At 71.1% G+C, this 16,812-nt stretch carries 18 protein-coding genes; 4 read left to right on the top strand and 14 right to left on the bottom strand.

Translation table 11 applies throughout. The features are described 5' to 3' along the window. Window positions 1–48 precede the first annotated feature (48 nt). The 3 genes from FJ694_RS29520 to ruvA all read left to right on the top strand — a co-directional run bounded on the left by FJ694_RS29520 (window position 49) and on the right by ruvA (window position 3,348). Complete coding sequence (locus FJ694_RS29520) at window positions 49–1,920, top strand: sensor histidine kinase (protein ID WP_157271113.1); 1,872 nt, start codon at window positions 49–51, stop codon at window positions 1,918–1,920. Between the two features lie 119 nt (window positions 1,921–2,039). Further along, window positions 2,040–2,693, top strand: a complete 654-nt coding sequence (locus tag FJ694_RS29515; protein WP_028996861.1) for a response regulator — start codon at window positions 2,040–2,042, stop codon at window positions 2,691–2,693. Window positions 2,694–2,775: 82 nt separating this feature from the next. Then, window positions 2,776–3,348 carry a Holliday junction branch migration protein RuvA gene (gene ruvA / locus FJ694_RS29510; protein ID WP_157271112.1) on the top strand — a complete coding sequence of 191 codons (573 nt, stop codon included), beginning with the start codon at window positions 2,776–2,778 and terminating at the stop codon, window positions 3,346–3,348. Window positions 3,349–3,390: 42 nt separating this feature from the next. Here ruvA and FJ694_RS29505 read toward each other — a convergent pair whose 3' ends face one another. Then, window positions 3,391–3,897, bottom strand: a complete 507-nt coding sequence (locus FJ694_RS29505) for a copper chaperone PCu(A)C (protein ID WP_157271111.1) — start codon at window positions 3,895–3,897, stop codon at window positions 3,391–3,393. Window positions 3,898–3,948: 51 nt separating this feature from the next. On the opposite strand from FJ694_RS29505, the gene ruvB reads away from it, so the two are divergent. After that, on the top strand, window positions 3,949–5,007 hold the full coding sequence (ruvB, locus tag FJ694_RS29500; RefSeq protein ID WP_157271110.1) for a Holliday junction branch migration DNA helicase RuvB: 1,059 nt from the start codon (window positions 3,949–3,951) through the stop codon (window positions 5,005–5,007). Window positions 5,008–5,041: 34 nt separating this feature from the next. On the opposite strand, the gene FJ694_RS29495 is transcribed toward ruvB, so the two are convergent. From FJ694_RS29495 to FJ694_RS29435, 13 genes are all read right to left on the bottom strand, one after another. Next, entirely contained in the window at window positions 5,042–5,446 is a 405-nt protein-coding gene (locus FJ694_RS29495; RefSeq protein ID WP_157271109.1) for a hypothetical protein, read from the bottom strand. 112 nt (window positions 5,447–5,558) lie between these two features. Then, a complete protein-coding gene (locus tag FJ694_RS29490; RefSeq protein WP_157271108.1) occupies window positions 5,559–6,521 on the bottom strand; it encodes a branched-chain amino acid ABC transporter permease in 963 nt (320 codons plus the stop codon). Beyond that, complete coding sequence (locus tag FJ694_RS29485; protein ID WP_232540281.1) at window positions 6,521–7,405, bottom strand: branched-chain amino acid ABC transporter permease; 885 nt, start codon at window positions 7,403–7,405, stop codon at window positions 6,521–6,523. The genes FJ694_RS29490 and FJ694_RS29485 overlap by 1 nt, the downstream gene beginning before the upstream one ends. 109 nt (window positions 7,406–7,514) lie before the next feature. Continuing rightward, window positions 7,515–8,723: an ABC transporter substrate-binding protein gene (locus FJ694_RS29480; protein ID WP_157271107.1), complete on the bottom strand. Its 1,209-nt coding sequence runs from the start codon at window positions 8,721–8,723 to the stop codon at window positions 7,515–7,517. Between the two features lie 46 nt (window positions 8,724–8,769). Next, entirely contained in the window at window positions 8,770–9,588 is an 819-nt protein-coding gene (locus tag FJ694_RS29475) for an ABC transporter ATP-binding protein (protein WP_157271106.1), read from the bottom strand. Window positions 9,589–9,590: 2 nt separating this feature from the next. Next, the gene (locus FJ694_RS29470; RefSeq protein ID WP_157271105.1) at window positions 9,591–10,367 is read right to left on the bottom strand and encodes an ABC transporter ATP-binding protein; all 777 of its coding nucleotides are present in this window, start codon (window positions 10,365–10,367) and stop codon (window positions 9,591–9,593) included. Further along, on the bottom strand, window positions 10,364–11,260 hold the full coding sequence (locus tag FJ694_RS29465; RefSeq protein ID WP_232540280.1) for an IclR family transcriptional regulator: 897 nt from the start codon (window positions 11,258–11,260) through the stop codon (window positions 10,364–10,366). Before FJ694_RS29465 ends, FJ694_RS29470 begins: the two co-directional genes overlap by 4 nt. Window positions 11,261–11,547: 287 nt before the next feature. Then, window positions 11,548–11,952: a type IV pilin protein gene (locus tag FJ694_RS29460; RefSeq protein WP_157271104.1), complete on the bottom strand. Its 405-nt coding sequence runs from the start codon at window positions 11,950–11,952 to the stop codon at window positions 11,548–11,550. 179 nt (window positions 11,953–12,131) lie between these two features. Beyond that, the gene (locus FJ694_RS29455; RefSeq protein WP_157271134.1) at window positions 12,132–12,770 is read right to left on the bottom strand and encodes a histidine phosphatase family protein; all 639 of its coding nucleotides are present in this window, start codon (window positions 12,768–12,770) and stop codon (window positions 12,132–12,134) included. A gap of 44 nt (window positions 12,771–12,814) precedes the next feature. Further along, window positions 12,815–13,447: a YbhB/YbcL family Raf kinase inhibitor-like protein gene (locus FJ694_RS29450; RefSeq protein WP_157271103.1), complete on the bottom strand. Its 633-nt coding sequence runs from the start codon at window positions 13,445–13,447 to the stop codon at window positions 12,815–12,817. A gap of 111 nt (window positions 13,448–13,558) precedes the next feature. After that, window positions 13,559–13,882 (bottom strand): DUF1840 domain-containing protein, encoded by a 324-nt coding sequence (locus tag FJ694_RS29445; protein ID WP_157271102.1) that lies wholly within the window; start codon window positions 13,880–13,882, stop codon window positions 13,559–13,561. Then, a complete protein-coding gene (locus FJ694_RS29440; RefSeq protein ID WP_157271101.1) occupies window positions 13,879–15,132 on the bottom strand; it encodes a class I SAM-dependent methyltransferase in 1,254 nt (417 codons plus the stop codon). The genes FJ694_RS29445 and FJ694_RS29440 overlap by 4 nt, the downstream gene beginning before the upstream one ends. A gap of 120 nt (window positions 15,133–15,252) precedes the next feature. After that, on the bottom strand, window positions 15,253–16,812 hold a 1,560-nt coding region (locus FJ694_RS29435), incomplete at its 5' end, for a putative bifunctional diguanylate cyclase/phosphodiesterase (protein ID WP_157271100.1).

The raw sequence follows: 16,812 nt of genomic DNA, 5'->3' as shown, positions 1-16,812 counted from the left end.
GCACACGCCGGGCGGTCTTGGCGATGTGCTCCTGCACAATCGTCCGCCATGGCCCTTCCGCACTCCGGCGCGCTGCTGCGTCGCCTCCTGACGCTGCTGTTCCTGATGCTGGCGCTGTCCGCCACGGCCCGAGGCGCGCAGGTGCTGCGCATCGACGCGGCGCTCAGCGCCGAAGGCGACGAAGCCACCTTCCCGGCCGGCGCACCCGCGCGCACGGTGGCGCTGCCCGACGACTGGAACGACTCACGCCCGGGATACGCCGGGCCGGTGTGGTACCGCGTGCGCTTCGACGCGCCGGCGCCGCGGGACGGCGGCGAGCTGCTGGCCCTCTACGTCGAGCGCGCCTGCAGCAACCTGGAGGTGCAGCTCAACGGCCAGCGCGTGCACGCGGCCGGGCGCATGCGCGAGCCCATGACGCGCAACTGCCACCACGCGCAACTCGTGACGCTGCCCGCGGCGCTGCTGCGTCCCAAGGGCAACGAGCTCGACATCAAGGTCGCGGGCCAGCCGCTGCAGCGCGTGGGCTCGCGGCTGCGCTCGGCCGGGCTGTCGGCACTGGAGCTGGGTCCGCACGCCGCGCTGGCAGCCGTGCAGGAGCGCCATCTCGCGCTCAACGGCACGCTGCCGCTGGTGCTCAGCGGCAGCCTGCTGCTGCTGGGCGGTTTCATGTGCGTGCTGGGCTGGCTCAACCGTCGCCAGAGCCACCTGGCCTATTTCGGCATCCTGGCCGTGGGCTCGGCGCTGCTGACCTCGCGGCTGGGCTGGCGCGACCTGCCGCTCACGAGCTTCCAGGCCGAGCTCGCGCTGGCGGCGCTGATGCCCGTGGTGACGCTGGCGGCGGTGCAGTTCCTGCTGCGCCGCGCCGGGCAGCGCACGCCGCGCGTGGGCCTGCTGCTGGCGCTGCAATGCGTGCTGGTGCCGGCAAGCCTGCTGCTGGGCGGGCCGGACCGCGTGCACCTGCTGGCCAATGCCTGGGCCACGCTGCTGGCGCTGGAAGTGATCGTGGCGCTGGCGCGCTTCCTGCGCCGCGCCTGGCGCCGCCGCGGCACGCATGGCTGGGCCACGGCCGTGCTCATCGCCGGCACCGCGGCGCTGGTGGCGGTGCAGCTGCTGGCGCTGCTGGAGCCGCCGGGCTCGGATTTCCTGGCGCTGGTGCACCTGTCGCTGCCGCTGACCTTCATCGGCATGGGACTGCGCCTGGTGCAGCAGCACGGCCGCGCGCTGCAGGACGCCGAAGCCGACCGCCGCGTGCTGGAAGCACGCGTGCGCGAGGCCACCGAGGAGATCGAACGCAACTTCGCGCAGCTCACCGAGCTGCGCATCGAGCAGGTCACCGAGCGCGAGAGGAAGCGCATCGCCGCCGACCTGCACGACGACCTGGGCGCCAAGCTGCTGACCATCGTGCACACAAGCGACAACGAGCGCATCTCCACCCTGGCGCGCGAGGCGCTGGAGGAAATGCGGCTGTCAGTGCGCGGCCTCACCGGGCGCCCGGTGCGGCTCATCGACGCACTGGGCGACTGGCGCGCCGAGGCCATGAGCCGGCTGTCGCAGACCGGCATCGAGGCCAGCTGGGTGGCGCCCACCGACGACATGCCGCAGACGCTGTCGGCGCGCGCCTACGTGCAGACCACGCGCATCCTGCGCGAGGCGGTCAACAACATCATCAAGCACAGCGGCGCCACGCACTGCACCGTCACCTGCCAGATCGACGGCGGCGACTTCCAGCTCGCCATCCAGGACAACGGCCGCGGCATCCCCATGGAGCTCGACGGCCGGCTTGACCGCGGCCACGGCATGTCCAGCATGAAGCACCGCGCCAAGCAACTGCAGGGCCAGTGCCTGGTGGAATCCGGGCCCGGCTACGGCACCGTCATCCGGCTGACACTGCCGCTGGAGCGCCATGCCGTACCGGCGTGACAAACCGCAAGTGCCCGGCAACTCGCTTCCCTTCGAACGCGGGCCCTCGCCCGGGTGCCCCTTTTTAGGGCCACTGTTACCATGAACTACACACACAACCCGTGTTCAGTGGAGGCCCTGTGAAGAACATCCTGCTTCTGGAAGACCTGCCGCAGATCCGAACCTGGCTCAAGAGCCTGGTGATGGAAGTGTTCCCCAACGCCGAAATCTCCGAGAGCGCGCGCGTGCACGATGCGCTGGGCCTGGTGTCGGCGCTGCGCTTCGACCTGGCGCTGGTGGACCTGGGCCTGCCCGACGGCTCGGGCGTGGACGTGGTGACGGCGCTGCGCGAACAGCAGCCCGAGGCGCAGTCGGTGGTGGTGACGATCCACGACGACGACGAGCACCTCTTCCCCGCGCTGCAGGCCGGCGCCTATGGCTACATCCTCAAGGAACAGCCGCGCGAGCTCATCACCGAGCAGCTGCAGCGCATCAGCCAGGGCGAGCCGCCGCTGTCGCCCTCGATCGCGCGGCGCGTCATTGCCTACTTCGCCGCGCAGGCCAAGCCGCAGGCGCCGCTGATGCCGCATGTGCAGCTCACCGAGCGCGAAAGCGAAGTGCTGCTGCGCGTGGCCAAGGGCTTCACGCTGCCCGAAATCGGTGTCCAGCTGAACCTGTCGCGGCACACAATTGCTGACTACGTGAAACAGATCTACAGGAAGCTGAATGTCAGCTCCCGGGCCGAGGCAGCGCTGGAAGCGCAGCGGCTGGGGCTGTTCGGCCGGAGTCGATGAGCAGAAAAATCCTTTCCATTTCCCACGTGAGCGGCGCACCGGCGCCGCTTTTTCATGTCCGCTGCCCGCGCGGAGGCCGCCCATGATCGGCCGGCTGCAGGGCCAACTGGTCGAGAAGTCACCGCCGCTGGTGATGCTCGACGTCGGCGGCGTCGGCTACGAGGTGGACGTGCCGATGAGCACCTTCTACCAGTTGCCCGCGCTGGGCGAGCGCGTCACGCTGCTGACGCACATGGTGGTGCGCGAGGACGCGCATCAGCTCTTCGGCTTCCTCACGGCCGAGGAGCGCGCCACGTTCCGGCAGCTCATCCGCATCAGCGGCGTCGGCCCGCGCATGGCGCTGTCGCTGCTCTCGGGCCTGAGCGTGGCGGAGCTGGCGCAGGCGGTGAGCCTGCAGCAGGGCGCGAGGCTGGTGAAAGTGCCGGGCATCGGCAAGAAGACCGCCGAGCGGCTGCTGCTGGAGCTCAAGGGCAAGCTCGGCCCCGACCTGGGCCAGCCCGCCACCGTGGCCAGCGACGCGCAGGCCGACATCGTGCAGGCGCTCATCGCACTGGGCTATGCGGAAAAGGACGCCACGTCGGCGCTCAAGGCGCTGCCGGCCGACGTGGGCGTGAGCGAGGGCATCAAGCTCGCGCTCAAGGCGCTGTCGCGCTGACATCGCGGCGCGCGCCGCCGCGGTGGTGCGCGCGGCGCAGGGTCAGTGCTTGTGGCCGCGCTCGTGGCCATGCCCGTGCTGGTGCGAGGGCGCGGAGGCACCGGCGGCCGCGGCGCGCTGGCCTACCTGCAGCTCGGTCTTCACCTCGCCCGCCTTCTCGAAGCGCAGCACCAGCGGCAGCCGCTGGCCGGCCGTCAGCGGCGCCTTCAGCCCCATGAGCATCAGGTGCAGGCCGCCGGGGCCCAGCTCCACCGTCGCCCCGGCGGGCACGTCGATGGCCTCGACCTGGCGCATGCGCATCACGTCGCCGGACATGAACATGTTGTGCAGTTCCACGCGCTCGGCGGCGCCGGTGCTGGCGCCGAGCAGCCGGTCGGGCGTGGCGCCGGTGTTGTGCAGCTTCAGGTAGCCCGCGCCGACAGGCTGGCCGGCTACCGTCGGGCGGGCCCAGCCGTCGCGGGCCTGGATGGCACCGTCGGCCCAGGCAGCGGCACCGCTCAGCAGCAGGGCGGCGGCCAGCAGGCCGCGGCGCGGAATCGAACGTTTCATGGATCGAACCTCAGTCAGGGTGGTCAGGCAACGGCGGCCGATAATGCCTGTATGAGCATACAGACGGACGAATTCGCGGCCGGCCCGGCGCGGCGCGTCGTCAGCGCCGCGCCGGGCTCGCCCAACGAGGAAGCCTTCGAGAAGGCGCTGCGCCCCAAGGGCCTGCGCGAGTACGTGGGCCAGGCCAAGGCGCGCGAACAGCTGGAGATTTTCATCGGTGCGGCGCGCAAGCGGCGCGAGGCACTGGACCACGTGCTGCTGTTCGGCCCGCCGGGGCTGGGCAAGACGACGCTGTCGCACATCATCGCCACGGAGTTGGGCGTCAACCTGCGCCAGACCTCGGGGCCGGTGCTGGAGAAGCCCAAGGACCTCGCCGCCATCCTCACCAGCCTGGAGCGGCACGACGTGCTGTTCATCGACGAGATCCACCGCCTCTCGCCGGTGGTCGAGGAGATCCTTTACCCGGCGCTGGAGGACTACCAGATCGACATCATGATCGGCGAGGGGCCGGCGGCGCGCTCGATCAAGCTCGACCTGCAGCCCTTTACGCTCGTGGGCGCCACCACCCGCGCCGGCATGCTTACCAACCCGTTGCGCGACCGCTTCGGCATCGTGGCGCGGCTGGAGTTCTACACACCCGAGGAACTGGCGCGCATCGTCACGCGCTCGGCGGGGCTGCTGCAGGCGCCCATCGACGCCGCCGGCGCCATGGAGATCGCGCGGCGCTCGCGCGGCACGCCGCGCATCGCCAACCGGCTGCTGCGCCGCGTGCGCGACTATGCCGACGTCAAGGGCGACGGCAGCATCGGCGGCGCCATCGCCGCGGCGGCGCTGGCCATGCTCGACGTCGATCCGCAGGGCTTCGACCTCATGGACCGCAAGCTGCTGGAGGCGGTGGTGCACCGCTTCGACGGCGGCCCGGTCGGGCTGGACAACGTGGCCGCGGCCATCGGCGAGGAAAGCGGCACGATCGAGGACGTGATCGAGCCCTACCTCATCCAGCAGGGCTACCTGCAGCGCACGCCGCGCGGGCGCATCGCCACGCTGGCCGCCTACCGGCACCTGGGCGTGGCACCCAAGGCCGGCGCCGGCGACCTGTTCGAGAGCTGAAACCCTGCGGCGGCGACGCGCAAGCGCCGTCGCCTCAGAGCATGTCCTCCACCACCAGGCGGTGGTAGCGCTCGGCCACGCGCGCGCCGTGCTGGTGTGCCACCTCGCTCACGCGCAGCGCCTGCTCGTCCTCGGGCGCGAACACGATGAGCCAGCCGCAGCCCTCCTGGGCCAGCTCCAGGTAACGGCGCATGAGCACCACCTCGTGGCCGAACTCGGCCGTGCCGCTGACGCCTTCGAGCAGCTCGCGCATCTCGCGGCCGTTTTCCTCGCCGGTGTAGAACAGGATGTCCTCCGGACCGAAGCCCAGGTTGCGCAGCGCGCGCGCGGCCTGCTGCGCCGACTCGTCGTCCGGGAAGGCCACCACCACGTGCCCCACGGGTTTGAAGGCGCCGAAGGACACGGGCACCTGCGTCTTGGTCATTCTCTGAGCCGCCATGGTCACCTCCGTGCTGGTAGGGAAGCGGCGGCCCCTGCCGGTGGCCGCCGCACAGTCCCGGAGGCAAGGCGGATGCCCGGGGAGAGCCCGGGCACTGCGGCACAAGGCCGCGTCAGGCGGCCTTGCGCCGCCGCTGCTGCCAGGCCAGCAGCTCGCCGACGAAGCCGCGGCGGAAGGCGACCACGCACACCACGAAGATGGCGCCGATGATCACCGTCACCCACGAGCCGACGCGATCGGCCAGGAAGTTCTGCAGCCCGACGATGGTGAAGGCGCCCAGCACCGGCCCGGCGAAGGTGCCCATGCCGCCCAGCAGCGTCATCAGCACCACCTCGCCCGAGAGCGACCAGTGCACGTCCGACAGCGTGGCGAAGCCCAGCACCAGCGTCTTGAGCGCACCGGCCAGGCCCGCGATGGCGGTAGACAGCACGAAGGCCAGCAGCTTGTACTTGTCCACGTCGTAGCCCAGCGAGACGGCGCGCGGCTCGTTCTCGCGGATGGCCTTGAGCACCTGCCCGTAGGGCGAGTGCACGATGCGGATCACGCCCAGGTACACGGCCACGAAGACGGCCAGCACCAGGAAGTACATCGTCACGTCGTCGGCCAGCGGGATGAAGCCAAACAGATCGCCGCGCGGCACGCCCTGCAGCCCGTCCTCGCCGCCGGTGAAGGGAGCCTGCAGGCACACGAAGTACACCATCTGCGCCATGGCCAGCGTGATCATGGCGAAGTAGATGCCCTGGCGCCGGATGGCAATGAGCCCCACGCCCAGCCCGATCAGCGCCGCGATGACGGTGCCCGCCACCAGCCCCAGCTCCGGCGACCAGCCGGCGCTGCGCACCAGCCAGCCCGTGGCGTAGGCCGCCGAGCCCATGAACGCCGCGTGCCCGAAGGACAGCAGCCCCGTGTAGCCCAGCAGCAGGTTGAAGGCGCAGGCGAAGATGGCAAAGCACAGCGCCTTCATCATGAACACCGGGTACAGCCCGATGAAAGGCGCGGCCACCAGCAGCGCCAGCACGACCAGCCACAGCAGCCGCGCGCGGCGCTGCAGGGTGACAGCAGAAGCCCCGTGCATCATTTCTCCTTGCCGAACAGGCCGGCGGGCCGCAGCACCAGCACGATGGCCATGATCACGAACACGACGATGCTGGAAGCCTCGGGGTAGAAGACCTTGGTCAGGCCCTCCACCAGCCCCAGCATCAGCCCGGTGAGGATGGAGCCCAGGATCGAGCCCATGCCGCCGATGACGACCACCGCGAACACGACGATGATGAGGTTGCTGCCCATCAGCGGCGTGATCTGGATCACCGGCGCGGCCAGCACCCCGGCCAGCGCCGCCAGGCCGGCGCCCGCGGCATAGGTGAGCATCACCATCACCGGCACGTTGATGCCGAAGGCCTGCACCAGCGCCGGGTTCTCGGTGCCCGCGCGCAGCGTCGCGCCCAGCGGCGTCTTCTCGATCAGGAACCACGTGCCCAGGCAGATCACGAGCGAGGCGACGATGACCCAGGCGCGGTAGTTGGGCAGCACCATGAACCCGAGGTTGGTGGCGCCCTGCAGCAGGTCCGGCACCGGGTACTGCTGCCCGGAGACGCCGAACTGCTCGCGGAACAGGCCTTCGGCGATGAGCGCCAGGCCGAAGGTCAACAGCAGCCCGTAGAGCGGGTCGAGCTTGTAGAGCTGCTTGAGCAGCGTGCGCTCGATGCCCACGCCCAGCGCCCCCACCACCAGCGGCGCCAGCAGCAGCGCCACCCAGTAGTTCAGCCCCAGGTACTCCAGCGCGGCCCACGCCACGTAGGCGCCGATCATGTAGAGCGCGCCATGCGCGAAGTTGACGATGCCCAGCAGGCCGAAGATCACCGCCAGCCCCAGGCTGAGCATGGCGTAGAAGGAGCCGTTGACCAGGCCCAGCATGAGCTGGCCCAGGAAGGCCTGGTGCGGTATGCCGAAGATTTCCACGAGGTCGAGTTCCGGTGTGGAGTGGCTGTGAAAGCGGCGCGCCGCAGGGGCGGCGATGCTGCGCTGGGGCCGCGCGGCGCGCGCTTCGGGGCGCTACGTCAGCAGCGTGTCACTGCTTCCACAGCGCGCACTTGCTCTCGGCCTTGGTGGTGAAGGCCGCGTCGCCCTTGATGGTCTCCACCACGTTGTAGTAGTCCCAGGGCTCCTTGGACTGGTCGGGTGTCTTGACCTGCATGAGGTACATGTCGTGCACCATGCGGCCGTCCTCGCGCACGTAGCCGTTCTTGGCAAACATGTCGTTGACCTTGGCCTTCTTGAGCTGCGCCATCACCTTGTCGCCGTCGTCGCTGCCCACGGCCTTGACGGCCTGCAGGTAGTTCAGCGCCACCGAGTAGTCGCCGGCCTGCAGCGACGAGGGCATGCGCTTGACCTTCTCGAAGAACTTGCGGCCCCAGGCGCGGGTCTCGGCGTCGCGGTTCCAGTACCAGCTGTCGGTGAGGTACATGCCCTGCGTGTTCTTCAGGCCCAGCGAGTGCACGTCGTTGATGAACATCAGCAGCCCCGCAAGCTTCATCGACTTGGTGATGCCGAACTCGTTGGCCGCCTTGATGGCGTTGATGGTGTCGCCGCCGGCGTTGGCCAGGCCCAGGATCTGCGCCTTGCTCGACTGCGCCTGCAGCAGGAAGCTGGAGAAGTCGCTGGCCGACAGCGGGTGCTTGACCGAACCGGCCACCGTGCCGCCGGCAGCCTTGACGACGTTGGCGGTGTCGTTCTGCAGCGCCTGGCCGAAGGCGTAGTCGGCGGTGAGGAAGTACCAGCTCTTGCCGCCGGCGCGCACCACCGCGCCGCCGGTGCCCTTGGCCAGCGCCACCGTGTCGTAGGCCCAGTGGATGGTGTAGGGCGAGCACTGCTCGTTGGTCAGCGCGGAGGTGCCCGCGCCCACGGCGATGAAGGGCTTCTTCTTCTCGGCAGCGACCTTGGCCATGGCCAGGCTGGTGCCGGAGTTGGTGCCGCCGATGAGCATGTCCATGCCCTGGGTGTCGAACCACTCGCGCGCCTTGGCCGCGGCCACGTCGGCCTTGTTCTGGTGGTCGGCGGTGAGCAGCTCGATCTTCTTGCCGTTGATGGCGCCGCCCATGTCGGCAATGGCCATGCGGATGGCCTCGGCGCCGCCCTGGCCGTCGATGTCCGAGTACAGGCCGCCCATGTCGGTGATGAAGCCGATGCGGATCACGTCGCCCGAGAACTGGGCATGGGCGCTGCCCATGGATGCCAGCGCAACGGTGCAGCCGGCGGCGAGGGTCTTGAGCTTGTTCATGTCGGGGTCTCCTTGTCGCGTCAGTCGGTAGGGTCGCTTCGGACGGTCATACGCCCAGGTATTCGCGCAGCTTTTGCGCATGCTGTGGCAGCTGTGCCTGGGTGAATTCCTCGATCACGCGGCCGTGCTCCATGACCATGAAGCGGTCGGCCAGCGGGGCGGCGAAGCGGAAGTTCTGCTCCACCATCACGATGGTGTAGCCCTGGCGGCGCAACGCCAGCACCATCTCGGCGAGCTTTTGCACGATCACGGGTGCCAGGCCTTCCGAGATCTCGTCGAGCAGCAGCAGCCGCGCGCCGGTGCGCAGGATGCGCGCCACGGCCAGCATCTGCTGCTCGCCGCCGGAGAGCCGCGTGCCTTGGCTGGAGGCGCGCTCGCGCAGGTTGGGGAACATCGCGTAGATCTGCTCCACGCTCATGCCGCCGGGCGAGAGCACGGGCGGCAGCATCAGGTTCTCCTGCGCGGAGAGGCTGGAGAAGATGCCGCGCTCCTCGGGACAATAGCCCACGCCGAGCCGGGCAATCCGATGCGTAGGCAACGACACCGTTTCGTTGCCGTGCACCTTGATCGATCCCTTGCGGCTGCCGGTGAGGCCCATGATCGCGCGCAGCGTGCTGGTGCGCCCGGCGCCGTTGCGCCCCAGCAGCGTCACCACCTCGCCCTCCTCGACGTGGAAGTCCACGCCGTGCAGCACGTGCGACTCGCCGTACCAGGCGTGCAGGTCGCGCACCTCCAGGAAGCGCTTGCGCGCGCCGCCCGGGGCGGTGGCCGCGGCAGGACTGGCAGCCGCGGGGTGCAGCGGGCTGTCGCTGCTGCCCGCGGGCGGCAGCGTGGCGACCACGTCGCCGGCTTGCGTGCGTTGCATAGTCAGTGCGCTCCCTGCAGTTCGACGTTGGCGCTGCCCATGTAGGCCTCCACCACCGCCGGGTTGGCCGACACCTGCGCGTACGGCCCCTCGGCCAGCACGGCGCCGCGCTGCAGCACCGTGATGGTGTCGGCAATGCTCGACACCACGCTCATGTTGTGCTCGACCATGAGCACCGTGCGGTCCGCGGCCACCTTCTTGATGAGCTGGCGGATGCGGTCCACGTCCTCGATGCCCATGCCCTGCGTGGGCTCGTCGAGCAGCATCAGCCGCGGCTCCATGGCCAGCGTGGTGGCGATCTCCAGCGAGCGCTTGCGCCCGTAGCTCAGCTCCACCGCCGGCAGCTCGGCATAGCGCTGCAGGTCCACCGCGTGCAGCAGCTCCAGCGCGCGGTCGTTGAGCACGTTCAGCCGCCGCTCCGAGCGCCAGAACTGGAACGACGGCCCCATCTGCTTGCGCTGCAGCGCCACGCGCACGTTCTCCAGCACCGTCAGGTGCGGGAACACGGCCGAGATCTGGAAGGAGCGGATCACGCCGCGGCGCGCCACCTGCGCCGGCGCGTCGCGCGTGATGTCGGTGCCCTCGAAGAAGATGCGCCCGGAACTGGGCTGCAGGAACTTCGTCAGCAGGTTGAAGCAGGTGGTCTTGCCCGCGCCGTTGGGCCCGATCAGGGCGTGGATGGTGCCGCGCTTGACGCGCAGGTTGACCTTGTTGACCGCGACAAAGCCCTTGAATTCGCGGGTGAGGTCCTGGGTTTCCAGGATGTATTCGCCGCTCATGCGCCGCCTCCTTGCCTGACGTTGTCACTCGGGGGAGCCGGCGGCACCGCGCCACCGAGCCGCTGCGTGAGCTCGCGCGCCGTGCCCAGCACCACCTGCAGGTGCCGCGCACCGCCGTCGGTGCCGAGCATGCTCTTGTTGATGCAAACGCCCACGCCGGCCACGGCCTGGCCCGTGGCGTCGAAGACGGGCGCGCCCATGCAGTACACGCCCTCGCGCACGCCCTCGTCGTCGATGCTGTAGCCGCGCTCGCGCGTGGCGCGCAGCTCGCGCTTGAGCGCGGCGCGCGTCAGCGGCCCCTTGCCCGACATGCGCGCCAGAGGCTCCGACTTGAAAATCTGCTCCAGCCGCCCGGCCGGCTGGTAGGCCAGCATCGCCTTGCCCGTGGCCGCCAGGTGCGCAGGCAACCGCATGCCCACGTTGAAGGCCAGGCCCAGCGGGCGCCGGCCCGGGCGCGCGGCCACGTACACCACGTCGGCGCCGTTGAGCACCGACAGGATGATCGTCTCGTCGTGCGCGCCGCCGTGCGCGGTCTGCCACAGCGCGTTGAACTCGTCGGTGACCTGCGTGCCGCTCACGAACGCCTCGGCCAGCCCCATCACGCGCGCGCCGATGAGAAAGGCACCGTCGGCCTGGCGGCGCAGGTAGCCGAAGCTCAGCAGCGTGTTGCACAGCCCGTGCACGCTGCTCTTGGGATAGCCCAGGTCCGCCGCTAGCCGCGCCAGCGTCAGCGGCGTGCGCGCCTGCGCAATGCGCTCCAGCAGCGTCAGCGCCCGGGCCACGGCGGGCACCAGCGCCGGCTGCGCCGGCACGGCGGCGGCAGCCGGCGAAGCGGCCGCGGCATGCGCGGTGCCCGGGCGTGCACGGCTGGCGAGGGAGGCGGTGTTGTTCAATCTGCTGAACTTGATTCAATAGACGGAACCGGATGGTCGGCACTTGCAGCCGCGCTGTCACCTGTCGCGGATCAAAACCGCGGGAATGTCCTGTAGGGACAAACCCTGTCATCCCGGCCACCACGGGCGTGACGGATGTCACGACAAAACGGCATACCGCTGCAGGCCATTTCTTGGTTGCATGCGAAATCACCCCGAAGGGGGATGCCGCCTCCCCCATCGGGGCGAGGTGGGCCCGGCGTGATGCGCAGCCAGCCCGCGAACTGGCGTCCGGCCCGCGCGGGCTTTCAGCGGCTCCAGCACTGCGCCGGCGTGCGCAGCGCGTTGCCGTGGCGCACCGTGACGGCCAGTGTGGTGCAGCCGGCATCGCCGGCCTGGCTTGAGCCCGGCACGGCGGTGGCCGTGACGGCGTAGCCCGTGGCGTCGGCCGCGGTGACGGCCAGCAGGTAGTAGCCGCTGGCGCTGGCCGCGCCCAGGCCCAGGCCCAGCGGCGGTGGCGCGCCCAGCTCCAGGGCGTAGCCGGGATGGGCGCCGCGCCAGCGCTCCTGCGCCTGCTCCACCTGCATCAGCGCGATCGCCGCGTCGGCGCGCCGGCTCTTGCGCAGCTGCGACATGTAGGACGGGTAGGCCATGGCGGCCACCACCGCGGCGATGGCCAGGGCCACCACCATCTCCACCAGCGTGAAGCCCATGCCGGCACCGGCACGGCAGCAACCAGGGAAGGAAACATTTGCTTGCGCCATGGCCGCAGTGTGGCCAGGGCAGTGGCGGCGCGGCAGCGGGCTCGGCCCGCGCGTCCCCCAGGCGGGCGACGGGAAAACCACCGGGACGGCGGCAACGGCGCCGGCGCAAGGGCGCCGGGAGCGCCTGCTCAGGCGGCTGACTCGTCGAGCGCCGGCCGCGCCAGGTGCGTGTCGTCGCTCCAGCCCACCAGCATGAAGCCCTGCGGCGTGTGCAGCAGCCGGTTGACGCTGGCATTGCCGACCTGCCAGGTGCGCGGCGCCTGCAGGTCCAGCCGCGTCGCGGCGCGGTAGAGGCAGTCGAGCACGCCGCCGTGCGCCACCAGCGCGATGCACTGCCCGGCATGGCGCGCGGCAAGCTGTCCGGCCACGGTCACGCAGCGCTCGTAGAACTCGCGCAGCGTCTCGCCGCCCTCGGGGCCGAAGTCCGGGTCGCGCCGGCGCCAGCGCTGGCTCTGCTCGGGCCAGCGCTGCTCGATCTCGTCGAAGCGCAGCCCCTCGAAATGCCCGAAGCGGCGCTCGCGCAGCCCCGGCTCGGCCTGCACCGGCAGCCCGGCGGCCTGCGCGAAGGCGGCGGCCGTCTCCAGCGCCCGGCCCAGGTCGCTGGCATAGACCGCGTCCAGCGCCTCCCCGGCCAGCGCCTGCGCCAGGCACTGCGCCTGCCAGCGGCCCGTGGCGTTGAGCGGGATGTCGGTGTGGCCCTGGATGCGCGTGTCGGCGTTCCAGTCGGTCTCGCCGTGGCGGATGGCAATGATGCGGGTGGCGTCCAGGGGAATTCCTTTGCGGCGGCGCGCGCACGGAGGCGCGGCGGGTTTCAGGGCTGCGCCAGCAGCCGCCGGTTGAGCGTGTAGGTGCCGCTGAAGCTGGCCTCGGCCAGCACGTGGGGAGTCAGTGCGGCGCGGACCTGGGCACCGGTGAAGGCCCCCTCCACCGCCAAGCGCGGCACCGACAGCGCGTAGAGCGTGAACACGTAATGGTGCAGCAGCGCGTCGTTGAAGGGCGGGAAGGGGCCGTCATACCCGAAGTAGTTGCCGGCCATTTGCGCGTCGCCGGCGAACCAGCCGGTGTAGTCGTTGAGGCCCTGGCGCGCGCCGTGCGGCGCCGCCGGCCCGGGCTTGCCGCGCGCGGTGAAGCCGCTGCTGAACTGGCCCTCGCCGATCTCGGTGAGCGTGGGCGGCAGGTCCACCAGCAGCCAGTGGAAGAAGTCCACGCGCGGCAGCTCGGCCGGGACTTCGCGGTCGGCCTGGTTGACGTCGTCGCCGCGGCTGGGCACGTCCGGGTCGTGGCACACCAGCGCCAGCGAGCAGGTGCCCGCGGGCACGCCGCTCCAGGCCAGGTGCGGATTGACGTTGGCGGCGAAGCCCACGCCCTCGCCCTCGATGCGCCCGGCGGCAAAGCGCTCGGGAATGCGCCCGCCATCGGCCCAGCTGTCGCTCCAGAGTTTCATGACGCTCTCCTCATTCGTTCTCATCAGTGGTTCATTGGCCGGGTGCGCGGCGGAATGCGTTGCGGCGCGGGCCGGGCGCAGGGCCGCAGCGGCGGCCTCCAGGCGCGCCGCTCACACGCCCCAGACGATCGGGTAGTTCGCCGCCTCGGCGCGCTTCATCATCTCCACCAGCGGCCACACGCGCTGGCGCAGGCCCACGCCGTCGTGCGGCGGCAGCTGCCGGCCTTCGGCGGCGGCCTCAGCCTCGGCCTGCGCGCGCGCGGCCTCCTCCGCCGCCACGGCCTGCTCCAGCGCCGCGCGCAGCCGCGGCATGTGCTCGACCTCGAAGATGCCCTGCGCCGAGGGCTCGCGGCCCATGATCCGCAGCAGGTGGTCGCCGTTGACACCCAGCATCACCACGTCGCCCGCCGCCTTGGACTTGAACTTGTAGATCATCGCTTCGCCATGTAGTCGCGGTTGAAGGGATAGGCCGATTGTGCGCCGCGCATCGGCCCGTCGTCGGTGTCGCCGCTGGGGCGGCTGGCCAGCATCTGGTGCAGCGACAGCCAGCCCTGCTCGAAGCTCGCGGCGCTGCCGGCCAGGTACAGCCGGTAGGCGCGCACCACGCGCTCGCCGGCCACGGCTTCGGCCCGGGCACGGCAGGCCTCCAGCGCGTCCGACCAGGCCCACAGCGTGCGCGCGTAGTGCGGGCGCAGGTTCTCGGTGTCCACCATCTCCAGCCCGGCGTCGGCCATGTCGCGCAGCACGTGAGAGACGTGCAGCAGCTCGCCGCCGGGAAAGATGTAGCGCTGGATGAAGTCGCCGATGCCCGCGCCGAGCTGGCGGTTGCGCGTGCCGCCGGCGGTGATGCCGTGGTTCATGAGCAGCCCGCCGGGCTTGAGCAGGCGGTGGATCTTGGCGAAGTAGGTCGGCAGCTGCGCGCGCCCCACGTGCTCGAACATGCCCACCGAGGCGATCTTGTCGAAGGGCTCGTCCTCGGGCAGCGCGCGGTAGTCCAGCAGCTCCATGCGCACCCGCCCGCGCAGGCCCCTCTCCTCGATGAGCCGGTTGACGTGGGCATGCTGGTTCTTCGACAGCGTGATGCCGTGGGCGCGCACGCCGTAGCGCTCGGCCGCCCACAGCAGCAGCCCACCCCAGCCCGCGCCGATGTCCAGGAAGCGCTCGCCCTCGCGCAGCAGCAGCTTGCGGCAGATGTGGTCGAGCTTGGCCTCCTGCGCCTGCGCCAGCGTCATGGCGGCGTCGCGGAAATAGGCGCAGGAGTAGACGCGCCTGGGGTCGAGCCACAGCGCGTAGAAGTCGTCGGAGACGTCGTAGTGGAACTGCACCTGGCGCGCGTCGGCCTCGGGCGTGTGGCGCGCCAGCGCGCGGCCCGCGTCGAGCAGCGCGCGCCAGGCTCCCAGCGGCGAGCGCGCCTCGCCGCGCGTGGGGTCGGCGGCGATGAGCTGCACCGCCAGCCGCATCACGTCGCGCGGGCTGCCGCCGATGTCCAGCCGGTGCTCGACGTAGTCCTCGGCCACGCGGCCGATCTGGCCCGTGGCCAGGTGCGCCAGCGAGCGCAGGTCGCGCAGCGCCAGCGTCACGCCGGCCTGCAGCGGGCCCAGCCGCCGCCCGCCGGGCAGCGTCACCGCCAGCGGCGGCTGCAGCGTGGAGATCTTGCGTTCGACCAGGGTTTCGAGCGTCGGCATGGGGCGCTTCAGGGCAGTGGGGTGTCCCATCCTGGGAGAAAGCGCGCGGCCTCGCAATGTGCGTGCCCAGGTCGAACCCCCGTGCGGGGGAGACGCCGCTGCCGCCGCGCGGCCCGGGATTCAGCCCGGCGGCGGCGGCTGCTGCAGCAGCTCGGCCTCGAGCGCCGGCGACCACAGGTAGCCCTGCCCCTCGTGGCAGCCGGCGTGCGCCAGGAACTCGCGCTGCGCCGCCGTCTCCACGCCCTCGGCGATGACGCGCAGCTCCAGCGCCCGCGCCATCTGCACGATGGCGCGCACGATGGCCGCGTCGCTGTCGTCGCCGGGCAGGCCGCGCACGAAGCCGCGGTCGATCTTGAGCTTGTTGATGGGGAAACGCTTCAGGTAGGCCAGGCTGGAGTAGCCGGTGCCGAAGTCGTCCACCGCCAGCCGCACTCCCAGCCGCGCCAGCGCCTGCAGCCGCGAGAGCGTCTCCTCCGCGTCGTGCAGCAGCAGGCTCTCGGTGAGCTCGAGCTCCAGCAGCTGCGCCGGCAGCCCGGCCGTCTCCAGCACCGCCTGCACCTGGTCCACGAAGTACGGCTGCTGGAACTGCAGCGCCGAGACGTTGACCGCCACCGGCAGCGGCAAGCCCTGGCGGTGCCAGCGCGCGGCCTGCTGCACCGCCTGCGCCAGCACCCACTCGCCGATGGCGACGATGAAGCCGCTGGCCTCGGCCACGGGAATGAACTCCGCCGGCGGGATGTCGCCGCCGCGCTCGGGGTCGTGCCAGCGGATGAGCGCCTCCACGCCCACCAGGCGCCCATTGCACAGCTCGTACTGGGGCTGGTAGGTGAGCCGGAAGCGCTGGCTGGCCAGCGCCAGCCGCATGGCGTGGTCCAGCCGGATGCGCGAGCGCGCATCGATCGAGGGCTGCAGCGGGTGGTGCAGCCGGTAGGCCGAGCGCCCGCCGGCCTTGGCGCGCTGCATGGCCGTCTCGGCATGGCGCAGCAGCTCGTCGGCGCTGGCGCCGTCCATCGGGTGCAGCGCGATGCCGATGCTGCACGTCAGCGTGAACTCCGAGCCTTCGAGCGTCAGCGGCCGCGCCACGGCCTCCAGCACGCGGGCCGCGGCCAGCTCCGCACCGCGCGCGTCGCAGCCGCGCACCAGCAGCGCGAACTGGTCGCCGCCCAGCCGCGCCACCATGTCGCCCTCGCGCACGCCCTGCTGCAGCCGCGTGCGCATCTCGCACAGCACCCGGTCGCCGCCGTGGTGGCCCAGGCTGTCGTTGACATGCTTGAAGTGGTCCAGGTCCAGCACCAGCACCGCGAACGGCTCGTGGCGCGGCGGCTCGGCCGCCACGGCGCGCGCCACCGCGTCGCCGAACTGCGCGCGGTTCATCAGCCCGGTGAGCGCGTCGGTGCTGGCCAGCCGCTCGATGCGCTGGTCGGCGGCGATGCGCTCGCTCAGGTCGCGAAACGAGTACACCCGCCCCATGGCGCGGCCGTTCATCCACTGCGGCTGCGTCACGCGCTCGACGACCTGGCCCGAGCGCAGGCGCAGCCGGTCGCTGGCGTGCATGAGCGCGGCCTCGCGCACGGCGTCCAGGCGCAGCTGGTAGCGCACCGGGTCCACCACGCTTTGCCGCATCCAGTCGTACACGGCCGCGTCGTCGTTGCCGTGCAGCAGCCCTTCGGGCAGCGCCCA

The organism is Azohydromonas aeria (assembly GCF_009760915.1).
In the GTDB taxonomy this organism is placed as follows: Bacteria; Pseudomonadota; Gammaproteobacteria; order Burkholderiales; family Burkholderiaceae_C; genus Azohydromonas; species Azohydromonas aeria.
This window is presented reverse-complemented; position numbering and strand designations above follow the sequence as displayed.

Excerpts from the sequence above, each read along its gene's own strand:
- FJ694_RS29520 (WP_157271113.1), top strand. The coding sequence starts at position 49 with ATGGCCCTTCCGCACTCCGGCGCGCTGCTGCGTCGCCTCCTGACGCTG.
- FJ694_RS29460 (WP_157271104.1), bottom strand. The coding sequence starts at position 11,952 with ATGGGCTTCACGCTGGTGGAGATGGTGGTGGCCCTGGCCATCGCCGCG.
- FJ694_RS29470 (WP_157271105.1), bottom strand. The coding sequence starts at position 10,367 with ATGAGCGGCGAATACATCCTGGAAACCCAGGACCTCACCCGCGAATTC.
- FJ694_RS29450 (WP_157271103.1), bottom strand. The coding sequence starts at position 13,447 with ATGAAACTCTGGAGCGACAGCTGGGCCGATGGCGGGCGCATTCCCGAG.
- FJ694_RS29505 (WP_157271111.1), bottom strand. The coding sequence starts at position 3,897 with ATGAAACGTTCGATTCCGCGCCGCGGCCTGCTGGCCGCCGCCCTGCTG.
- FJ694_RS29475 (WP_157271106.1), bottom strand. The coding sequence starts at position 9,588 with ATGCAACGCACGCAAGCCGGCGACGTGGTCGCCACGCTGCCGCCCGCG.
- FJ694_RS29490 (WP_157271108.1), bottom strand. The coding sequence starts at position 6,521 with ATGCACGGGGCTTCTGCTGTCACCCTGCAGCGCCGCGCGCGGCTGCTG.
- FJ694_RS29445 (WP_157271102.1), bottom strand. The coding sequence starts at position 13,882 with ATGATCTACAAGTTCAAGTCCAAGGCGGCGGGCGACGTGGTGATGCTG.
- FJ694_RS29480 (WP_157271107.1), bottom strand. The coding sequence starts at position 8,723 with ATGAACAAGCTCAAGACCCTCGCCGCCGGCTGCACCGTTGCGCTGGCA.
- FJ694_RS29440 (WP_157271101.1), bottom strand. The coding sequence starts at position 15,132 with ATGCCGACGCTCGAAACCCTGGTCGAACGCAAGATCTCCACGCTGCAG.
- ruvB (WP_157271110.1), top strand. The coding sequence starts at position 3,949 with ATGAGCATACAGACGGACGAATTCGCGGCCGGCCCGGCGCGGCGCGTC.
- ruvA (WP_157271112.1), top strand. The coding sequence starts at position 2,776 with ATGATCGGCCGGCTGCAGGGCCAACTGGTCGAGAAGTCACCGCCGCTG.
- FJ694_RS29495 (WP_157271109.1), bottom strand. The coding sequence starts at position 5,446 with ATGGCGGCTCAGAGAATGACCAAGACGCAGGTGCCCGTGTCCTTCGGC.